The sequence below is a fragment of the Acetobacter oeni genome, assembly GCF_011516825.1.
Classification (GTDB): domain Bacteria; phylum Pseudomonadota; class Alphaproteobacteria; order Acetobacterales; family Acetobacteraceae; genus Acetobacter; species Acetobacter oeni.
The window spans coordinates 111,949-132,039 of record NZ_WOTA01000001.1 but is presented as its reverse complement, the minus strand read 5'-3'; the positions used below and the strand labels follow the sequence as shown (position 1 = coordinate 132,039).

15 protein-coding genes are annotated in these 20,091 nt (G+C 60.5%); 1 reads left to right on the top strand and 14 read right to left on the bottom strand.

Features of this window, described 5'->3' with window-relative positions; all coding sequences use genetic code 11:
* The first annotated feature begins 214 nt into the window (after positions 1-214).
* On the top strand, positions 215-1,204 hold the full coding sequence (gene cysK, locus GOB90_RS00540) for a cysteine synthase A (RefSeq protein WP_146885322.1): 990 nt from the start codon (positions 215-217) through the stop codon (positions 1,202-1,204).
* Between the two features lie 135 nt (positions 1,205-1,339).
* On the opposite strand, the gene GOB90_RS00535 is transcribed toward cysK, so the two are convergent.
* The 14 genes from GOB90_RS00535 to GOB90_RS00470 form a co-directional block, all read right to left on the bottom strand.
* Positions 1,340-2,482 carry an OmpA family protein gene (locus tag GOB90_RS00535; protein WP_146885320.1) on the bottom strand — a complete coding sequence of 381 codons (1,143 nt, stop codon included), beginning with the start codon at positions 2,480-2,482 and terminating at the stop codon, positions 1,340-1,342.
* 341 nt (positions 2,483-2,823) lie between these two features.
* On the bottom strand, positions 2,824-3,162 hold the full coding sequence (locus GOB90_RS00530; RefSeq protein WP_146885318.1) for a DUF1491 family protein: 339 nt from the start codon (positions 3,160-3,162) through the stop codon (positions 2,824-2,826).
* A gap of 3 nt (positions 3,163-3,165) precedes the next feature.
* Positions 3,166-4,989 (bottom strand): S41 family peptidase, encoded by a 1,824-nt coding sequence (locus tag GOB90_RS00525; RefSeq protein WP_242011703.1) that lies wholly within the window; start codon positions 4,987-4,989, stop codon positions 3,166-3,168.
* Entirely contained in the window at positions 4,986-7,070 is a 2,085-nt protein-coding gene (locus tag GOB90_RS00520; protein ID WP_146885315.1) for an RNB domain-containing ribonuclease, read from the bottom strand. Before GOB90_RS00520 ends, GOB90_RS00525 begins: the two co-directional genes overlap by 4 nt.
* A 32-nt stretch (positions 7,071-7,102) precedes the next feature.
* On the bottom strand, positions 7,103-9,811 hold the full coding sequence (gene topA / locus GOB90_RS00515; RefSeq protein ID WP_146885313.1) for a type I DNA topoisomerase: 2,709 nt from the start codon (positions 9,809-9,811) through the stop codon (positions 7,103-7,105).
* Positions 9,812-9,846: 35 nt separating this feature from the next.
* Entirely contained in the window at positions 9,847-10,992 is a 1,146-nt protein-coding gene (gene dprA / locus GOB90_RS00510) for a DNA-processing protein DprA (RefSeq protein ID WP_146885311.1), read from the bottom strand.
* A gap of 27 nt (positions 10,993-11,019) precedes the next feature.
* The gene (gene plsY, locus GOB90_RS00505) at positions 11,020-11,649 is read right to left on the bottom strand and encodes a glycerol-3-phosphate 1-O-acyltransferase PlsY (RefSeq protein WP_146885308.1); all 630 of its coding nucleotides are present in this window, start codon (positions 11,647-11,649) and stop codon (positions 11,020-11,022) included.
* Positions 11,646-12,968 (bottom strand): dihydroorotase, encoded by a 1,323-nt coding sequence (locus GOB90_RS00500; protein WP_146885306.1) that lies wholly within the window; start codon positions 12,966-12,968, stop codon positions 11,646-11,648. The genes plsY and GOB90_RS00500 overlap by 4 nt, the downstream gene beginning before the upstream one ends.
* The gene (locus GOB90_RS00495) at positions 12,965-13,924 is read right to left on the bottom strand and encodes an aspartate carbamoyltransferase catalytic subunit (RefSeq protein WP_146885304.1); all 960 of its coding nucleotides are present in this window, start codon (positions 13,922-13,924) and stop codon (positions 12,965-12,967) included. Before GOB90_RS00495 ends, GOB90_RS00500 begins: the two co-directional genes overlap by 4 nt.
* Entirely contained in the window at positions 13,917-15,320 is a 1,404-nt protein-coding gene (gene gltX, locus GOB90_RS00490) for a glutamate--tRNA ligase (RefSeq protein ID WP_146885301.1), read from the bottom strand. Before gltX ends, GOB90_RS00495 begins: the two co-directional genes overlap by 8 nt.
* An 81-nt stretch (positions 15,321-15,401) precedes the next feature.
* A complete protein-coding gene (locus tag GOB90_RS00485; RefSeq protein ID WP_146885299.1) occupies positions 15,402-16,925 on the bottom strand; it encodes an FAD-dependent oxidoreductase in 1,524 nt (507 codons plus the stop codon).
* Positions 16,926-16,961: 36 nt separating this feature from the next.
* Positions 16,962-17,999 carry an SDR family oxidoreductase gene (locus GOB90_RS00480; protein WP_173571855.1) on the bottom strand — a complete coding sequence of 346 codons (1,038 nt, stop codon included), beginning with the start codon at positions 17,997-17,999 and terminating at the stop codon, positions 16,962-16,964.
* Between the two features lie 379 nt (positions 18,000-18,378).
* A complete protein-coding gene (locus GOB90_RS00475) occupies positions 18,379-19,908 on the bottom strand; it encodes a sodium:solute symporter family protein (protein WP_146885297.1) in 1,530 nt (509 codons plus the stop codon).
* Positions 19,905-20,084 (bottom strand): DUF3311 domain-containing protein, encoded by a 180-nt coding sequence (locus GOB90_RS00470; protein ID WP_146885295.1) that lies wholly within the window; start codon positions 20,082-20,084, stop codon positions 19,905-19,907. Before GOB90_RS00470 ends, GOB90_RS00475 begins: the two co-directional genes overlap by 4 nt.
* Positions 20,085-20,091: the final 7 nt, after the last annotated feature.

Genomic DNA, 20,091 nt, shown 5'->3' with positions numbered 1-20,091 from the left:
GTGTCCCTTCCCTATACCTCAGGGAGGAGAATTAGTCACATATGCTTTTGAAAGAACGTAAATAACGTCGCCGGCAGCATTATCTACGGCAAAACTGCGTGCTAAGGTCACATGAAGACTTATCGTAACCATGTCTGTCGGGCATTATGCGGACCATATCTGCCAGAGCGGATCACGATTGCGACAGGATATTGTATGAACAGGAGAAAGCCGGATGACCTCAAAGACTGACTGTCCGGGCGGGGAATTCGGTTTCGCTCCGCCCCGGGGCCGGGTTTTCAGCTCGATCGTTGATGCTGTCGGGGGCACGCCGCTGGTGGGGCTGCCCCGGCTGACCGCAGAGGATCGCCTTCCGGCGCAGATTCTTCTCAAACTTGAGTTTTTCAATCCGCTCGGTTCCGTAAAGGACAGGATTGGAGCGGCGATGGTGATCGCTGCGGAAGAGGAAGGCCTTATTACGCCGGGGCGCAGTGTTCTGGTTGAGCCTACATCCGGCAATACCGGCATTTCACTGGCCTTTGTGGCGGCATCCCGGGGATACCGGCTGATTGTCACCATGCCCGAAGGTGCGTCGGTCGAACGCCGGAAAATGCTCAGACTTATGGATGCGCAGGTCGAGCTGACACCGGCGCGGCTCGGAATGGCGGGCGCGATTACGCGTGCCAGAGAAATTCTCAAAACCACGCCTGAGGCATGGATGCCGGGTCAGTTCGATAATCCTGCCAATCCTCTTGTTCATCAGAAAACCACGGCTGAAGAAATCTGGCAGGATACCGCTGGCGGTGTTGATATCGTTGTTGCCGGCGTCGGGACAGGAGGGACCGCGTCCGGCATCGCGCACGCGCTGAGGCCCCGGAAGAAAGGTCTTGAAGTCTGGGGTGTCGAGCCCGTTGAAAGTGCTGTTCTGAACGGAGATGAACCGGGACCGCACGGCATTCAGGGGATCGGTCCCGGCTTCTGTCCTCAGACACTGGATGTATCGGCTCTGGATGGTGTGCTGACGGTTTCTGAAAGGGAGGCGATCGCTGCATCCCGACGCTGCGCGCGGATTGATGGTATTCCGATTGGTATTTCATCGGGTGCAGCTCTGCATGCGGCCATTACTCTGGCCAGACTTCCTGAAAATAAAGGGAAAACCATCGTCGCAATCGCACCGTCTTTTGCGGAGCGCTATCTGTCGACATCCCTGTTCAACGGTCTTTGACGGTTTCCGAAGCGTTTTCAGACTAAAAAAAAAGAGCCGCTCCCTGATCATAAATGATGGGGGAGCGGCTCTTTATCTGAATACCGTGAAGAGAAATACCGCTGTTCCGGTGGAATCCGACCGCGGAACGTGTTGCTAACGGAAAACGATTTCCACCCGTCTGTTCTGAGGCTCGCGTGTATCCGGGCCGGTCACCACGAGCTGGTGCGCCTGACCATAGCCATTCACGCCAATGATCGTCCCCGCAACGCCGTCACGGACGAGTTCAGCCTTCACCGCATCTGCGCGCCGGAGAGAAAGCCCCATGTTATAACGCTCTCCTGTCTGTCCGGGGCGGGCTGCCGAATTGTCGGTATAGCCGGAGACTTCGATCCGTGTCAGAGCCGTGTGGGCCGAGGCCTGAGCGGCGACTGCCACGATTGAGCGGGCCCGTTCAGAAAGAGCGGCTTTATCCCAGTCAAAAAACACAAGATAAGTCCGGGCTGCCGCCGGTGACGGGGCGGAGACTTCAGGCGGAGCAGGCGGCGGCGGGGGCGGGGCAGGATTAAATTCGTAACGCAGGCCGAGCATCAGCGAGTGATTGAAATCGGTGACAGTATCCCGGTTACCCGATGAAAAACTGTATTGTTTGGCGACGTCTCGTCCACCGATCGTGCCCCACGCAGTAGAGCCGTGAGACTGTGGCCCCAGCATTGTCCAGAACCGGTATTCGGCGGTTGCGGAGAGTCCCACGACCCATGGGACAGGGAACGACAGACCGAAAATACCCTGATACGCGAAGTTACCGAACGTGCCGCCCACATGCTGGGAGAGCGTATTACCCGCCGCCGTAACCGACGTGTTCATGGCCGTCCAGCCATAACCGACGCCGGCTCCGAAATAGGGGAACAGCCAGCTCTTGCCGATATCGAGATCGAACAGGGCGTTCGCCATGACACCATAGGTCTGGCGACGGCCATCGGCGCGTGTCTGAACTGAATTCGTGACGAACCGCTCGTAATCCATATTGCGGTAATCGCCTTCGACCTCGACGCGGAAGCCATTTCCGAGTCCGTATCCGATCGAGCCGATTCCGGTCACGCCGGTACGCCATCTGTCCCGTCCGTCCGGGAACATTGAGCTGGAACGGACGCGCTGATCCTGGTTGAAGGTAGCGCCACCCTCCCCCGCCACATAGATCCCCTGAACAGGCTGAGCGAGAACCGGGCCGGACAGAACACATGCGATAAGCGGCGCTGACAGGGCGGACCCTGTAAGAAACCTGTAACGCAGCTTCATTATGTTCTCCTCATGCCCGGATTGTCGTACGCCCCTGCGCCAACATCCTGCAATGCGACCTCACACCATACCATCTGGGACTGTTTTGCCGAAAGCGGGGCTTTGCGCAACTCGGAACAACTGATCCGGGGTTCTGTCATCCCTCTCCGCTCCTGCTCAGCAAGCCATTTTCTCCTTGTTGTTGCGAGCCGGTCCGGACACTGGAAACATCCCTGCCCGGCCAGAGACTGCCTGTAAAAGCGTCTCTGGCCCAGGGAGTTCCTTCAGGAGAGATGCCGGACGGGAAACTGTGGCGTGTTTACAACGCATCGCGATTTTTTGTGACATGCTCTCCGCACTGTTCACAACAGACGGGCTTCGAAAGGCGGCGTGAAATCGGGCACGCGAAATTCCAGCACCCACAGATCCGGGTCACGCCCGACCTGTCGCTGAATGTAGCTGTCGGCATCGGCTTCGCTGACAGGTTCCGCGCCGCTGCCACGTATCCATGCCGGTGAACCGTCCGGAGCCCGCGTCTGAGCCAGCACGACGGCTTTTCCTGACGGTTCAAGAAGGATAGCAAGGATGCCTCCTGCGTCTTCGTCACCACGGCGCAATCTCATTGCCGGATATCCGGCCTGATTCGAATGGCGCAGCACGGCGCTCACCCACAGAGCGGTCTTGAGACGCGGTTCACTCACGGGTCATTCTGCTCCAAGCTCCACACTGTCATCTTCTGGTACCATGGCCAGAGCGGCCTGGTAAGCTGTCGGATTTTCAAGAACGGCGCGGGCAAGTTCAAGATCCATATCACCGCCCAGCGCGGCGGGGCATGATTTGCGGATTTCCAGGATGCGCGACACCGGCACCGGATAGCGCAACTGGCGTGACTGACTGACGGGGCCGGAATCGGCCGCATGCCCGGCATTCAGGGCCTCCAGCTGCCGCTGTGCATCGGCAGCGCCCCTGCTTGTACAGAGCTGGGGCATGACCCCCAGCCCCTGTAGGGGCCAGCCGCCCGGTGCGATGACCCGGCTCCACGTCACGAAGAGTTCGCCCCTGTCAGGAAGCTGAGCGACCGTCTGCACCAGCCCTTTGCCGAGTGTCGCACTGCCGATGATGACGGCACGATGATGATCAGCAAGAGCGGCGGCCAGAATTTCGGCCGCGCTCGCGGTTCTGCCGTCAACGAGAATGGCGACGGGCAGCCCACTGGTCATATCGCCGCCCTGCACGGCCCAGACATGGTTGGCCTGAGTATCACGCCCCCGTGTCACCACGGCGACACCGCGATCCATAAGGAGAGCGGCGGCTGTGACAGCCTGTTGCAGAACCCCGCCCCGGTTACCGCGAAGATCGAGAATCAATCCTTTGAGGCGGTGATCCTGAACGGCCTGATCGAGATACTGGCTCATCTCCTCAGCGGTCTCTGTGGAGAAAGAGGTGACCCTGAGAACAACCAGGGGGCCGCTCGTAAACGCGAATACGGTTTCCGGCGGAACCTGTTCACGCTGAAGAGAGACGGTTTGCACATGGCCACCGGGGGAGGAAGCCAGCTTCAGTGACACGGTGGACCCGGGCTCACCTTTTACCAGCCCGGCGACGTCGGCGGCGGAACAGCCGGCTACGGAGTGGCCATTCACGGCAATGATTTCTTCTCCGACATCAATGCCCGCGGGCCAGGCCGGTCCGTTTGTATTGACAGCGGTTACGACAATGATGCGCTGCTCTTTATTGTGACCTTTGCCTGAACGCGTTCTGACGGAGCGGGTGGCTTCACCGAAAGACAGCCCGGCATCACCGTCTGTCCCGCTTCTGGCTTCACGATCATGATCTGCGGGAAGCGGGGCGACGTAGCGTGAATACGGGTCGAGATGATTGAACAGTTCATCAAAGAAGCTCTGTGTCAGACCATCGAGCCCGGCAGTGCGGATAGTGTCCGAGTGCTCCCAGGCCGTGGCCAGAAAGGCTGTATCGACATCGGCCCAGCCCCGCACGTCTTCAGCCGGTGGCGTCGCGCGGGTTAAAAGGACTGTCTGTCCGATCATGAGCTGAATACCTGACGGTCCTTCCTGCACGCGAAATGACGGATCGAGTGAACTGACACCGCCCAGCCCCCACAGGCTGAATTGCCGGGGCGTGTAAGGTTGCAGGGTGCGCGGCCCCAGAAATTCCATGCCCGTTGCGATCACTGATCGCAGCAGGCTGGCGTCAATCTGAGGTCCCGTGATCGGGGGTTCTGTCTGACCGGCCTTTCCCGATGCCGCCGAAATGTCCTGTGCTGCTGTTCCGGCGGAAGACGCAGGCAGCAGAACAGCAGGAACCGGGGGATGACCTGTGGCTTTATCCGCGCCGGCTCCACCATCGTCACGGGAGGAAACATTCTGTCCGTAAGCCGCCCCTGCGAGCCAGAGAATCAGAATAACCGCCGGAGCAGCCATGTGCAGAGACCGGCTGAAGGTGGGGCTGGCTCGCACGCGGAGTTGAATCGTGTGTTCCGCGACGAAAAGAAGAGCGGCCCTGGTCATGGCTGTCTGTCTGCCAGCACAAAAACGCATCGGAACGTGGCGACATCCAGCGCGACCGGGCGCACGTACACAGCCGTTCCTTTTTTTGGAAAGACTAAACCCGGCGATGCCTGAGAAATCCTGCCACCATCGTGAAATTCTTTGTTCGTCCGGTTCGAATCGAATGTCATGTTTTTGCAGACTGCCACGTCAGACACCAGCAGACCGGTAAGCCCGGGTTCCGTCAATGTGACCAGAGTGCCGGACGGGGTCTCGCCGCTGACATGGCCTGCAAAAATCAGATGAGTCTGTCGTGACAGATAGCAGGCGAGCAGCCGGTCCTGTGCCTCGCGCGAGGCGCTGGCAGCCCGGGCCTCCCGCGCATCGAGATGTCGCGCGAGACAGTCGTATCGCGAAGCCTCATCAGGTGATCCGATTCCGGTTTCACCCATAAGAACACGATGACAGACCAGATCTGCATAGCGCCTGATCGGGCTTGTGACATGAGCGTAGACTTCAAGATCGAGAGCGAAATGTCCGGATGGCGCCGCGCTGTACAGTGCGTTTGGAAGCAGGGGCTTTTTTTGTCCGGCCCTGTCCGACGTTCCGGCTCTGAAAGCCAGACGAACCTGTTCCGGTCCGGCCGGCGTAGGATGAATACGGAAAAGACCAGACAGGCTTCTTGCTTTCATTTCGCGAGCGGCCGCGAAATTAGCCTGCACCATGAAATTTTCGATCAGCCGGTGACTTTCATACACTGGCATTGCGCCTGATATCAGCGTTTTTCCATCTGACGCGATTGTCGTCCGGAATTCGTTGCGTTCGACCAGAAGAATATCACGACTCTCACGCGCGGCAGATAACGCGGCGTGAGCGGCATAAAGCGTTTTGATCAGATCCGGCGGCAGATCATCGGGAGCTGCTTTATGGCCTTCGTGAATCTGCTGAAGCTGAGCGTAGGTCAGACGCGCCCGGCTTTTCATGACGCCGCGCCGTATCCTGAATGACTGCGGATGACCTGTTGCGTCGATAACTGTTTCGAACATAACGCACAGACGATCTGCACCCGGACGGAGCGAGCACAGATCATCGGAGAGCCGCTCCGGCAACATCGGAATAACGCGATCCGCGAAATAAACGGACAATCCGCGATCACGCGCCTCGCGATCCAGAGCCGATCCGGGCCGCACATAATGCGCCACGTCGGCGATAGCGACTCTCAGACGGAAACCGCCGGTGATACGCTCTGCCCATATGGCGTCGTCAAAATCGCGGGCGTCCGGTCCGTCAACGGTCAGGAACGGGATATGACGCAGATCTTCCCGTCCGGCTGAGACAGCCTCCGACCCGTCGATCGTTTCGCAGGCGGCAGCTTCGACCCGCACGTCCCCGGGAAAGGCTTCGGGCAGGTCATGGGTCGTGATACTCAGCAAACTGACTGTATCGGGCATATCGTTTCGCCCCAGTCTGCGTGTGACAAATGCCGCGGTTTTTGAAACTGGCACCGCAACGACGAAATCACCCGCCCTGGCGCCGGATATATCGTCCGGCGATACAGACCATGCCGTTCCGGGGCGAAAATTAAGAGGCTCAATAAAATAGCCTGATGGGGATGATTTCAGCATGCCGGTCAGCTTTAGCGCCGGCGCGTTGAACACACGCAGGGTTCGCCCCTCGAACCGTCCGGACCCCAGAGGCTTCAGCCGTGCGAGAACACGGGTACCGACAACAAGGGCTGGCCGCCCCGGAAGTTCCCGGGCCATGAATATAACCGGTGAATGGTGTTCTTCGCCGCTCTGACGGATGAATGTGACAGGTTCGTCCGGTCTGGCGATCGCATTGCCGCCCTGCCCGCTTCTCGTGACAACCACGACGCAGACGAGCGGCAGATCAGGAATGCCGCGAATTTTCCCTGCCAGCGCGGGGTCGCAGAACGCGCCGTCGAGCGCCAGAGCGTAAATAAGTTTACGCAGCGGCGCCTTTTGGGGCGCGGCAGGCCCCAGTGCCCGAAGCAGTTCGCCTGGCGAAAGGGGTTCTTCAGCGGCGCGGATTACATCGAGCAGCGCCTCCCGATCAGCTTCGGCTGACCGGTGCCTCTTCACAACCTGACGCGCCGCGTCTGCCGGATCTGGCCTCAGTCGGCGTCCGCTGAGGCTTTAGCCGTCGAACGACGCGGCGTTTTCGGCTTTGCCGTTTTTTTGGCGGCGGGCGTGGTTTTCTTTTTTACGGGCTTCGCTTTGGCTGTCTCGCCGTCGGCCTTCTTTGTTGCCGCAGCTTTCGCTTTCGCTTTCGGTTTCGCCGTCTTCTTCGCGGCGGTCTTTCCGCTTTTTGCTTTCAGCGGTTTTCCCTTTTCAGCCAGAAGGGTGAGAGCACCGTCGAGTGTTGTGTCGTCCATGCTCTCGCCGCGCGGGAGATTGGCGACCACCTGTCCATGCTGAACATACGGGCCGAAGCGGCCTTTACGCACAAGAACCGGCTCACCGTCCTTCGGATGGACTCCAAGCGTGCGGATCGAAGCCATTTTTTTGGCGAGCGCATCCACGGCGCGGTTCAGGCCAACGCTGAGAACATCGTCGTCTTTGTCGAGAGAACCGTAGATGCCGCCCATCTTCACGTAAGGGCCGAAACGTCCGAGGCCTGCTTCTATCGGCTCCCCGAATTCCGGATGGATACCGATAATACGTGGCAGGCTGAGGAGCCCGACGGCCTGGTCGAGTGTGATGGTTGCCCCGTCCAGGCCACGCGGCAGGGAGGCCCGCTTCGGTTTTGCCTTCTTGTCTTCAGGATCGGGCTCACCCTGCTGCACGTAGAGGCCCCAGGGGCCGCGCCGAAGGGTGATGTCTTCTCCGGTTTCCGGGTGCTGACCCAGAACGCGCATGCCATCCTTCAGGCCCTCGCCGCCGTCACCTTCGCCGCTGTCGATCGCAAGCCGACGGGTGTACTGACACTCGGGATAGTTTGAGCAGCCTATGAAAGCGCCGTAACGACCCAGCTTGAGGCCGAGACGCCCGGTGCCGCAGGCCGTGCAATGACGCGGATCGGTACCGTCCGCGTTCGGCGGAAAGAAGTGAGGACCGAGATCGCGATCGAGGGCGTCGATTACCTCGGTAATCGTCAGGTCTTTGGTCTGGGCAACCGCTGCGGAAAAGGCTTCCCAGAATGCGCTCATGACGGCGCGCCAGTCCACCCGGCCACCGGAGATGTCATCCAGCTGCTCTTCCAGACCCGCGGTAAACTGCGTATCTACATAGCGCTCGAAGAACGAGACGAGGAAAGCCGTCACCAGCCGGCCACGGTCTTCCGGAATGAAGCGGCGGCTTTCCAGCCGGACATAATTCCGGTCCCGCAACACGGTCAGCACGGAAGCATAGGTGGAAGGACGGCCGATGCCGATTTCCTCCATTTTCTTCACCAGCGACGCTTCAGAGTAACGCGGAGGCGGCTGTGTGAAGTGCTGCTCGGCCTTCACGTCTCCGCGCCCGAGCGGATCGCGCTCGTTCATCGGCGGCAGCATGCGGCTGTCGTCGTCCGCAGCCTTGTCTGACTCGTCCCGGCCTTCTGAATAGAGTTTCAGGAAGCCGTCGAAAGCGATGATTGAACCCGTGGCGCGCAGAACGGTTTTACCCGGCACATCCGCCACATCGACGGCGACCTGATCCAGTTCGGCGGACTGCATCTGGCTGGCCACGGCGCGCTTCCAGACCAGCTCATAGAGACGTCGCTGCTCGTCGGAGAGGTGGCGGCTTACGGAGGCAGGTGTACGGCTCACATCGGTCGGGCGGATCGCTTCATGCGCTTCCTGCGCGTTTTTGGCTTTTGTCGTGTAAACACGCGGCTGCGGCGGAACGTAGCCGGGACCGAAATCCTGGCCGATATGCCGTCTGATATCGGCGATGGCTTCGCCGGCCATCGTAACGCCGTCGGTTCGCATATAGGTGATCAGACCAACCGTATCGCCACCGAGGTCAATGCCCTCATACAGTTGCTGTGCCGTGCGCATCGTGTTCTGCGCGCCCATGCCGAGCTTGCGGGAAGCTTCCTGCTGAAGGGTAGAGGTTGTGAATGGCGGAGGCGGGTTGCGCCGGACTTTTTTACGCTCGACCGACCGGACGGCGAATGTTCCCGCGAGGACGGCGTCACGCGCGGCTTCGGCGTCGGCCTCTGTGGCGAGATCAAACTGGTCGAGTTTTTTCCCGTTCAGATACGTCAGTTTTGCGGTAAACGGCGCGCCTGCCGGAGTCATGAACGTCGCGCCGACGGTCCAGTATTCACGGCTTTTGAAGACTTCGATCTCGGCTTCGCGCTCACAGATCAGACGCAGCGCGACCGACTGCACACGGCCTGCGCTCTTCGAGCCGGGCAGTTTGCGCCACAGGACGGGCGAGAGTGTGAAGCCTACCAGATAATCGAGCGCACGGCGAGCGAGATAGGCCTCGATAAGCGGCATATCGAGATCGCGCGGGTGCGCCATTGCGGTTTTGATGGCGCTTTTTGTGATTTCATTGAAAGTAACGCGTCTGACTTCAACGCCTTTGAGGGCGTTCTTCTCGGACAGCATCGCTTTGACATGCCATGAGATGGCCTCGCCCTCGCGATCCGGATCAGTCGCAAGATACAGTGTCGAAGCGCCCTTGAGGGCTTTGGCGATCGCGGCGACCTGTTTGATGCCGCGCTCATCGGACTGCCAGCTCATGGCAAAATCTTCGTCCGGACGAACGGAGCCGTCTTTGGGCGGCAGATCGCGCACGTGCCCGAACGATGCCAGGACCGTGTAACCGCTCCCAAGATACTTGTTGATTGTCTTTGCCTTGGCAGGCGATTCAACCACGACGACGTCAGTCATGCTCTCTCCGAGCCGCCCTGAAACCCGGACTTACGTCATTCTGTTTCAGGCGGCACCAACAGGACAACGGCCCCTCCAGGGAGCGATTCCACCCGCCCGGCAAGCTCCAGTTCAGTCAGAACCGACAGGACCGCAGAAACGGAGAACTGACAGTGCCGGACCAGATCGTCAACCGTGACGGGCGTGTAGGACAGCAGCGACAGCACCCGGTCACGCACCGTGTCAAGTCCCGACAGTGTCTGCGTACCACGCTCGCCCCACGGGGCCTGACGTTCTGAAAAGCCGGAAAACAGCCAGTTATTGCCGGGAGACTCATGCCTCAGCCAGGGAAGAATATCAGCGATATTCTCCACGAGATGAGCATTTTTGCTCCGGAGCAGGTCGTTGCTGCCCCGGCAGCGCGGGTCAAGCGGCGAACCCGGGACAGCGAAGACAGCACGGCTGTAATCATCCGCCAGCCTGGCGGTAATCAGGCTGCCGGACTGTACCGCGGCCTCAACGACGACGGTGCCAAGCGATAATCCGGCGATCAGCCGGTTCCGGCGTGGAAAATGCCGGGCCTGTGGCACGGTTCCGAGTGGCGCCTCGGTGATAAGAGCCCCTTCCGCCGCGATGCGTGCCTGCAGGGCTGTGTTCTCCTGTGGGTAGACAACATCGATTCCACCGGCGATGGCGGCTACGGTTCCCCCCCGGTCCGGAAAAGCCCCATGCAGCGCACCGCGATGTGCGGCGCCGTCTATGCCGCGGGCCAGGCCAGATACGACGGTTATGCCCTCGCGGGACAATTCGGTCGCGAGGCTCTCGGTGAACCGCATACCGGCTGCTGATGCGTTTCGGGCACCGACGATTCCGACGCTGCGCGCGGTCAGGCAGGCCGGGTTGCCCAGCACAGTCAGAACCGGCGGCGAATCGGGCAGTTCAGCGAGAAGCGGGGGATATTCCGGGTCGTGGAGAGTGATAATTCTGCCGCCCAGCGCCAGAACACCTTCAATTTCTTTTGCGACGGATGCTTCACTGGCAATCTGTAACGGTCCTCGCCGTCCGCCACGGCGCGCCCGTTCGGGCAAGGCTGCGAGCGCCTGTTCCGCGGTTCCGTATTCCACCATGAGACGGCGCCACGTAACGGGTCCGACGTTTTCCGTGCGTGCAAGCCTGAGAAGAGCCGGCAGATCAGGATTCATGCGCAGACCCCGGACACCATGACCGTTTCACTGACCAATTCGGGGCTCGCGTCCGCTCAGCAGCCGGACAATATTTTCACGGTGTCTGAGAAAGATCACCAGCGCGATCAAAACCCCGGCCAGTGGCTTTGCGGAATCTGTAAAGGAGTGTCCGTACTGAAAAAACAGGATGAATGGCATCGCGGAGAATGCCAGCAGGGCGCCTGCCGACGAAATACGGGTGATTTTCGCACCGAGAAACCAGATCAGGCAGCAGGCGGCGCCGGCGAGCGGCGACATCGCGAAGACAACGCCGAGGCCGGTTGCGACTCCCTTTCCGCCCCTGAAGCCGAGCCAGACAGGAAAACAGTGTCCGATCACGGCGAAAATTGCCGCTGTTGCCGTCGCACGATCAGCGAGTTCCGGCGGGCACATGATCCAGGCGACCATGACAGCGACGATACCTTTCAGAGCATCCAGCGCCAGAGTTGCCGCAGCCAGATCTTTCCGGCCGGACCGGAGAACATTCGTCGCGCCGATATTGCCTGAACCGATCCTGCGGATATCGCCGCCACCTGACAGGGCGGTCAGCACCAGTCCGAACGGAATGCTGCCGAGCAGATAGGACAGGAGCACAACGGCGCCGATGAGTGTCGCCGGAGATTCGAAAAAATTCATGTATCGGCTCCGAATACACGAATACCGTTTTTCCAGGTGCCGAGCACTTTACCTTCGAGGGCACGACCGTCAAACGGCGTGTTCCGGGCATGTCCCGGCAATTCACTGGCGATGACACGCCAGGCGCGATCGGGGTCGAACAGACAGAGATCGGCGGGTGTCCCTGTTTCCAGCGTGCCGGCGGGACGCTGACGCGACGCCCCCGTCAGACCGAGCAGCGCGGCCGGTTTACTGGTCAGGAGCGCCAGCGCTTCGGAAAGAGACAGCGTGCCGTCGTGATACCGCGTGAGAGTGACCCCGAGCAGCGTGGCCAGTCCGGTTCCACCAGCGGCGGCCTGCGCGAACGGCAGGCGTTTGTCATCGGCGTCCCGTGGGGTGTGATCGGAGGCGACGGCATCGATCGTACCGTCCGCGAGCGCCGCACAGATAGCCAGGCGGTCGGCCTCGGCGCGGAGCGGGGGCGAGAACTTCGCGTAGGTACGGAAATCGCCAATCGCATTTTCATTCAGGTCGAAATACTGTGGCGCAGTATCGCAGGTGACGGAAAGCCCCCGCTCTCTGGCGCGGCGGATCAGTTCCACGCCTTCGCCTGTCGAGACGTGGCCGAAATGCAGGCGTCCACCGGTCATTTCGGCCAGCCTGATATCACGGGCAATCATGATGGCTTCGGCGGCTGTCGGGATGCCGGGCAAACCGAGGCGGAGTGCCAGTTCGCCATCCGTTGCGCAGCCGGAACCGGCGAGGCTGGGTTCCTCCGGATGCTGCACGACCATAGCACCGAAGCCCCTGGCATAGGTGAGTGCAAGCTTCATCAGCCGTGCGGTGCTGACGGCCCGGGCGCCATCGGTAAAAGCGACGGCTCCGGCTTCGCTCAGAAGTCCGATTTCCGCCAGTTCCTCGCCACGGCAACCTTTGGTCAGCGCGCCGTACGGCAGGATTGAGACATAACCCTGCTCCTCGCCACGGGACCTGAGCAGGCGCACCATGGCGGGATCGTCGATGGCCGGTGTGCCGGTGGGCAGGACAGCGACTGTCGTGATGCCGCCGGCAAAAGCCGCGCGGGAGGCGGATTTGACCGTTTCCCGGTATTCGTGCCCGGGTTCGCCGATCTCGACGCGCATATCGACGAGTCCGGGGCACAATACCGCGCCACCGCCGTTTATGACGGTAGCGCCTTCCGGCGTTCCCTCGGTTCCCGCGTGATCGATCCCGGCGATCAGCCCGTCACGGACAAGGAGCCGGCCGGGCTGATCGAGTGCGCTCGCCGGATCGATCAGTCTGACATTTTCAAAGACGAGGGCGGGTAAGCGCGTGCTCATGAGCGGGCTCCGCGTGCGAGGAGGTCCAGCACGGCCATACGGACGGCAACTCCCATTTCGACCTGCTCACGAATAACGCTCTGGTCGGAATCGGCGATCTGGCTGTCAATTTCCACACCACGATTCATCGGGCCGGGATGCATGACGAGCGCCCCGGGTTTCGCCAGTTCGAGCCTGCGCCGGTCGAGGCCGTAGAACCGGAAATATTCGCGGGCGCTGGGCACCTGTCCGCCCGACATCCGCTCACGCTGGAGCCGCAGCATCATGACGACGTCGGCATCTCGCAGACCTTCCTCCATCGTGTGATGGACTTCGACGCCCAGGGCCGACATCGCGCCCGGAACCAGCGTCGGAGGGCCGACGACGCGCACGCGGCAGGCCATGGCGGAGAGCAGATGGATGTTTGAGCGGGCGACGCGCGAGTGAACCACATCACCGCAGATCGCTACGGTCAGGCCTTCGATCCGCCCGAGATGACGACGGATGGTCAGCGCGTCGAGCAGGGCCTGGGTGGGATGTTCGTGGGTGCCGTCCCCCGCGTTGATCACGGAGGCATCGACTTTCTGAGCCAGCAGCGCCGGGGCGCCGGACTGGGAATGACGCACGACGAGCAGGTCGGTCCGCATGGCGTTCAGCGTTGCCGCTGTGTCAAGCAGGGTCTCGCCCTTGTTCACGGAGGACTGCGCGACGGTCATGTTGACCACGTCGGCGCCAAGACGTTTGCCTGCCAGTTCGAAGGAGGTCCGGGTCCGGGTGCTGTCTTCGAAGAAGAGGTTGATGAGCGTACGACCGCGCAGGCGGTCACGGGGCGTTTTCCGCGAGCCGTTCATCAGCACATAAGTGTCGGCGAGATCGAGAATCGGAGTGATCTGGCTGGGGTGCATACCCTGCACGCCCAGGAGGTGGCGGCCTGATGTGCCGAAAAAACGGGAGTCTCCGGCCCGGCCCTCAGCCATTCCGGAGGGCTCCGATCCTGGAGAGAACTTCATCACGGCCTAGAGCGGCGACGGTGGCGTCGATCCCCGGCGAGGTTGTCGTGCCGGTCAGCGCGGCGCGGAGAGGCTGAGCGACCTGGCCGAGCTTGTGGCCGTGCGTTTCGGCGAACTGGCGGAGAGCCGCGTCGATCTGTCCGGTGCTGAACGGATCCACGACGGCCAGGGCACGAGCCAGTTCACCCAGCATGGCCCGGGCTTCCGGTGTCAGATGCTTCTGCGCTTTCGCATCGAAGATCAGCGGAACCTGACGCCCGAGGAAGGCTGCGCTGTCGGCCAGTTCGACGAGTGTCCGGGCGCGCTCTTTCAGGCCGGGCATGAGTTTCAGGACGCGCTCGCGCGTGACGGGGCCGGTATCGACCCCTTCCCTGCCCGTCAGCCGCTCCATGACATCGTTCGTGAGGCGCTCATCATCGGCCTCGCGCAGATAGACGGCGTTGACATGCGTGAGCTTGGTATAGTCCATCCGGGACGGCGAGCGTCCGACCCCGTCCAGATCGAACAGTTTTATCTGCTCTTCGCGGGACAGGATTTCGGCATCGCCATGTCCCCAGCCGAGACGCAGCAGATAGTTGCAGAGCGCCTCCGGCAGATAGCCTTCGTCACGAAACTCAACGACCGACTGTGCGCCATGCCGTTTGGAGAGTTTGGCACCGTCCGGGCCATGGATCAGCGGCAGATGGGCAAAACGGGGCTGATCCCAGCCCATTGCGCGGTAGATCATGAGCTGACGGAAGGTATTTGTCAGGTGATCGTCACCACGGATGACGTGGGTGATGTCCATGTCATGATCGTCGACGACAACGGCGTGCTGATAGGTGGGTGTGCCATCCGAGCGCAGAATGATCATGTCATCGAGCTCGGCATTGGCGACACGCACTTCGCCCTGCACGAGATCCTCGATAACGGTTTCACCTGCGTGATCGGCTTTGATGCGGACAGCATAGGGTGTGCCGGGAGGCGCTTCGGACGGGTCACGATCACGCCACATACCGTTGTAGCGGGGCGGACGGCCTTCAGCCATGGCCTGCTCACGCATCTGCTTCAGCTCTTCCGGCGTGCAGAAGCATTTATAGGCTTTACCGGCTTCGAGCAGCTGGAGCGCGACTTCTTTATGCCGCTCCATCCGGGTGGACTGAAAGACGGGCTCGGCGTCCGCCGTGATGCCCATCCATTTCAGGCCGGCGAAGATGACATCCACGGCTTTTTGCGTGGAGCGTTCACGATCGGTGTCCTCGATCCTGAGCAGGAACTGACCGCCGTGGTGGCGGGCATAGAGGAAATTGAAGAGGGCGGCCCGGGCGTTGCCTATATGCAGCAGGCCGGTGGGCGATGGGGCAAAGCGCGTGCGGACGGTCATGGACCGGGTGCATATCACGCGGCAACGGGTGGTGCCATGGCTTCTGTGCAAACCCGTATGGCGATCATGGCAGCCACGGGATCATGCGGGCTTTCCGGGCGGCCCTTTCAATACGAGTTCACCGGTGACTTTCGGGCGCCCGGCTGTAACGGTCCCGACCCATCGGCCGGCTTTGGTCAGCGTGACGGTAAAATCGAATTTTTCCGCATCGCCTTCGAAAGCAGCGTGATCAAATTCTTCCTGGTAGCCCGCGTATTCGAGTTTGGCATCGAACTGCTGTGTCCAGAACCAGGGCAGCTGATCGAAAACCTGCGGCTGTTTCATGATTGAGCGGGCCACCTGGCGGCCCTGAACTTCCGCAGTGCGCCAGTGTTCGATGCGGGTCCGGCCACCATTGTGAGGAAAGCGGGCCGCGTCGCCCGCGACATAAATTCCCGGAGCCGCCAGCATATGATCATCGACGTTGATGCCTCCGTCTTTTTCACGCAAAGCACCGGTAAATTCTGTGGCAGGTATAACGCCGACGCCCATAATGACCAGATCGGCAGGGACATGAGTGCCATCGTCAAGAGTGACGCCGTCGGCCTGCCCTTGCCCTGTGACGGCGCGAACGCGACGACCGGTAAGAAGGGTGACGCCTTTTTCGACATGCAGCTTCATCAGGCGTCGGGCTGCTTCTTCGCCGAAGATCTGTGCGAAAGGCACGTCTGAGGGGGCAATGACCGTTACATCCAGACCGCGCATCCGCAGGGCCGCCGCAGCTTCCATTGCGATAAAACTGCCGCCGCACACAACAACGCGCCCACTGCCGTTTTCAATACGGGCCATGATCGCCTCAGCATCTTTCTCATGACGCAGGGTGAACACACCATCGAGACTGGCGCCGGGTATATCCGGTCGTTTCGCGACACTGCCCGGAGACAGCAGAAGGTGATCAGCTTCCATGGTCCGGCCGTCTGTCAGAGTCAGCTTTTTCGATCCGGGTTCCATGCTTTTTGCGGTGCCGCTGACACGCTCTATGCGGTGTGCCCGCCAGTAATCTTCCGGTCGGAGTGCCGGGGGTTTTCCTGTTTTTGTTTTCCCGGCCAGGACGGTTTTGCTGAGCGCTGGCCGGTCATAGGGAGAGGTTGTATCCTCATCCACGATGGTGACGGAGCCATTGAAACCGAACTCGCGCAGGGAAACGGCGGCCGCTGTCCCGGCCGCACCGCCACCGACGATGATGACTCGTTCATTTTCATGCGATGATGGCGCGGGGCGCACCGGCAGCGGATCCGCGCCAATGAAAATCTCGCTTTCCTGTATTTTCACCGGATATTGTGGCAGGGGATCAAGAGCGAGAGGTTCGATAAGGCTGCCGTCATGGAGTGAAAACTCGGCTTTATGCCACGGACACGCGATGCGCCCGTTACAGACCGCGCTTTTTTCCAGCGGAGCGCCTTTATGCGGACATTCGGCACTGAACGCCCGCACATGCTCCTGTGATGTTCTGATCAGGAGGATCGGTTTTTCGCCTACCATGACGCGCGCGGGCGTGTCGGAAGAAAGTTCCGCGTCTGGCATGACACCATGCCATTCCGTCGCGGCTTTCGCCGGGTCGGTCATTGCCAGTCTCCTTTGCAGGACATCAGGGAGTTTTCCTTATCCGGGCAGGCCGTTTCCGGCGTTGATGCCGACAACCTGGCCTGTCATGTAGCTGGATTCGGTCGAAGCCAGCATGACGAAGACCGGCGCGATTTCGGCAGGCTGCCCCGGGCGCCCGAGCGGAACGGAATCGCCGAATTTCTCGACATTTGCCATGGACTGGCCACCGCTGACCTGCAGCGCTGTCCAGAACGGCCCGGGGGCTACGGCATTGACACGGATTCCCCGGGGAATGAGCTGTTTTGCCAGACCTTTGGCGTAGTCAGCGATCCCGGCCTTTGTCATTGAATAATCGAGGATATTCGGCGACGGATTATAGGCATTTGTCGAACTGGTGAAGACCATGGCCGAGCCGGGTGGCATCAGCGGAACGGCGGCTTTTGTCAGCCAGAACAGGGCATAGAGATTGGTTTTCAGGGTCCAGTCGAAATCTTCCGTCGTCAGCTCGAGCACATCGTCATAGGCATGCTGACGTCCGGCGCAGTTAACAAAGATATCGAGACCGCCAAGCTTATCGGCAGCCTGCTTTACGAGTTTTTTGCAGAAAGACTCATGACGGATATCGCCAGGCAGTGCGACGAATTTCCGTCCTGCCTGCTGCACGAGTTCACCGACCTCACGGGCGTCGCTTTCCTCAGCCGGAAGATAGTTGATCGCGACATCGGCACCTTCTCTGGCGTAGGCGATCGCGGTGGCGCGTCCGAGTCCGGAATCTCCGCCTGTGATCAGAGCTTTACGCCCTGCCAGCCTGCCGCTTCCGCGATAGGTTGTTTCGCCATGGTCGGGACGCGGGATCATTTTCGAAGCGAGGCCGGGCCAGGGCTGCGGCTGCGCCTGGAACGGCGAATGCACGTAAAGCTCACGCGGATCTTTCAGCGGTCCGGCACCGCCCGGATGTCCTTCCGGAGCTGCGGCACTATTCTGTGCGGCTGCCCTGTTACCGGCGACCAGCGGAACACCGGCAACGGCGGCAGCGCCCGCGACTTTGAACAGAGTACGACGGGCGCTGTCATGCGTTTCGTTGTCATCGCTCATGCAATGTCCTTTCCGGTTCCGGTGGCCGCGTCTCGGGCAAAGCATGCGACACCCGTTCGACAGCCTCGGGGACCGCCGATGTTTTCATGGCTCTGCCTTTGGAAATATTACGCGGCATTGCCGCGGACGTTCCCTCGGACGAGCACGGGCTGCTGCATGTGAGATGGAATGACGATGCAATCCGGGCGTTATTTCCCGAAGGATGCGCGAACACGGTCCGGTTGCCGGAGCTGCATGTCCCGCAGAAAAATACTCTGCACCGGACAGCAACAATTCGGAGTCAGCACCGAAAGGCCGGAGTTGATATCTACGGTCAGGGTTGATCTGGAAATCGCGCGGACCCGATGGAAGCGGGTCTCGCGGATTTTACTCAGACCGATTATTTAGCGGACTGATTTGCGATCGCTGCTCCGGGAGCAAAATGCCGGAGCGCCGTAAAGACTGCGACCACGGTGATATTCACGGCGAGGGCAATGAGGCCGGTTGAAACGAGTTCGGAATAGCCGGAGAAAGTCAGGGTGTGGACTGGCCTGAGACCATCCATCCAGCATATTCCGAGGCCGGTGACCATGCCCGCCGCCCACCCGGCTGTCATTCCGATGACAGAATAACTGATCCGAAAGAGGCCAAGAACGAGCGCCGGGAATGTTTGCAGAATAATGACGCTGCCCAGCAATTGCAGGTCAATGGCGAACTGCGCGTTGAGAAACAGGACGCAGAGCAATGCCCCGAGCTTTACGACAAAAGCCGCGACACGACTGCCTGTGACGGTGTCACAGCGTTTCGGCAGGACATTGTGTGTCAGCAGATTGGCTGCGCCGATGGCCATGACCGCAGCCGGAACCAGCGCGCCGATGGCGATTGCGGCAAAAGCGAAGCCGGCAAACCAGTCCGGAAAGAGCTTAAGGAACAGTAGCGGAACGACCAGCGAGCTTATCTGCGTGTCGATTCCCGCCACGTGCGCCATCATCCCGAGCATGGCGATCAGGCCCAGCACGATTGTGTAAATCGGCAGATAGACAGCGTTCTGACGCACCGTATTTTCTGATTTCGCAGCCAGAATGCCCGTCAGTGTGTGCGGGTAAAGGAAAGCTGCCAGTGCCGAGGACAGGGCCAGCGTGGCGTAAGGCACAAGCTGGCCGGGTTTCAGAACATGCGTATCGTCGGGTGGCGGCAGAATAGTATTCATCAGACTGAACATATGCCCGTAGCCACCAAGTTTAAGAGGAACGAGGGTGACGGCTGCAATGACCGCAATATAAATCATCACATCCTTAATAAAGGCCGTGAATGCCGGTGCATGAAGGCCGCCCAGCCAGGTGTAGGCCGCCAGCGACACGAACGCGATTACCAGTGGAATATCGCCGGGCAGACCGAGGGCCTGCACGACGGTGCGGATGCCAATGAGCTGGAGAGCAATATAAGGCATGACGGCAACCAGGCCGGAAATGGCGACAGCCAGTTCCAGGGTGCGGCTGCCGAAGCGGGCGCGGATGATATCGGCGGCCGTCGCATGGCCGCCGTCGCGGGCTATTTTCCAGAGACGCGGCATGACGACGAAGATAAACGGATAGACGATGATCGTGTATGGAAGCGCAAAGAACCCATACGCACCGACAGCGTAAACCAGAGCCGGAACAGCGATCACGGTATAGGCTGTGTAGAAATCGCCGCCGACCAGGAACCATGTGATCCAGGGGCCGAACTGACGACCGCCCAGCCCCCAGTCTTCATTGCCATGAGCGTCCTGCCCATGCCCGCCGGACGAACCGGGAGCAGGAGATTTCTTTTTTCCGCCTGAAAGCAGGCCTCGCCAGTGCGAGACGGTACTTCCGAGGATGATTGTGATGCCGAAAAATGCGATAAAAACAACAAGGGCAAGCGTGTCCGCAGCCGGAACTCCGTTCATGCCCGCGCTCCCTTTTTCCAGGCGAGCCAGATCAGCACAGACGTTACAGGCACCCAGGCAAACTGATACCAGTAGAAAAAAGGAAATCCGAACAGAACCGGCCCCTGCAGGTTATAGAAGGGCACCCAGAGCAGGCCCGCAAACGGGGCCAGCAGCAATATGTTAAAGATTTTCATGAAGCGA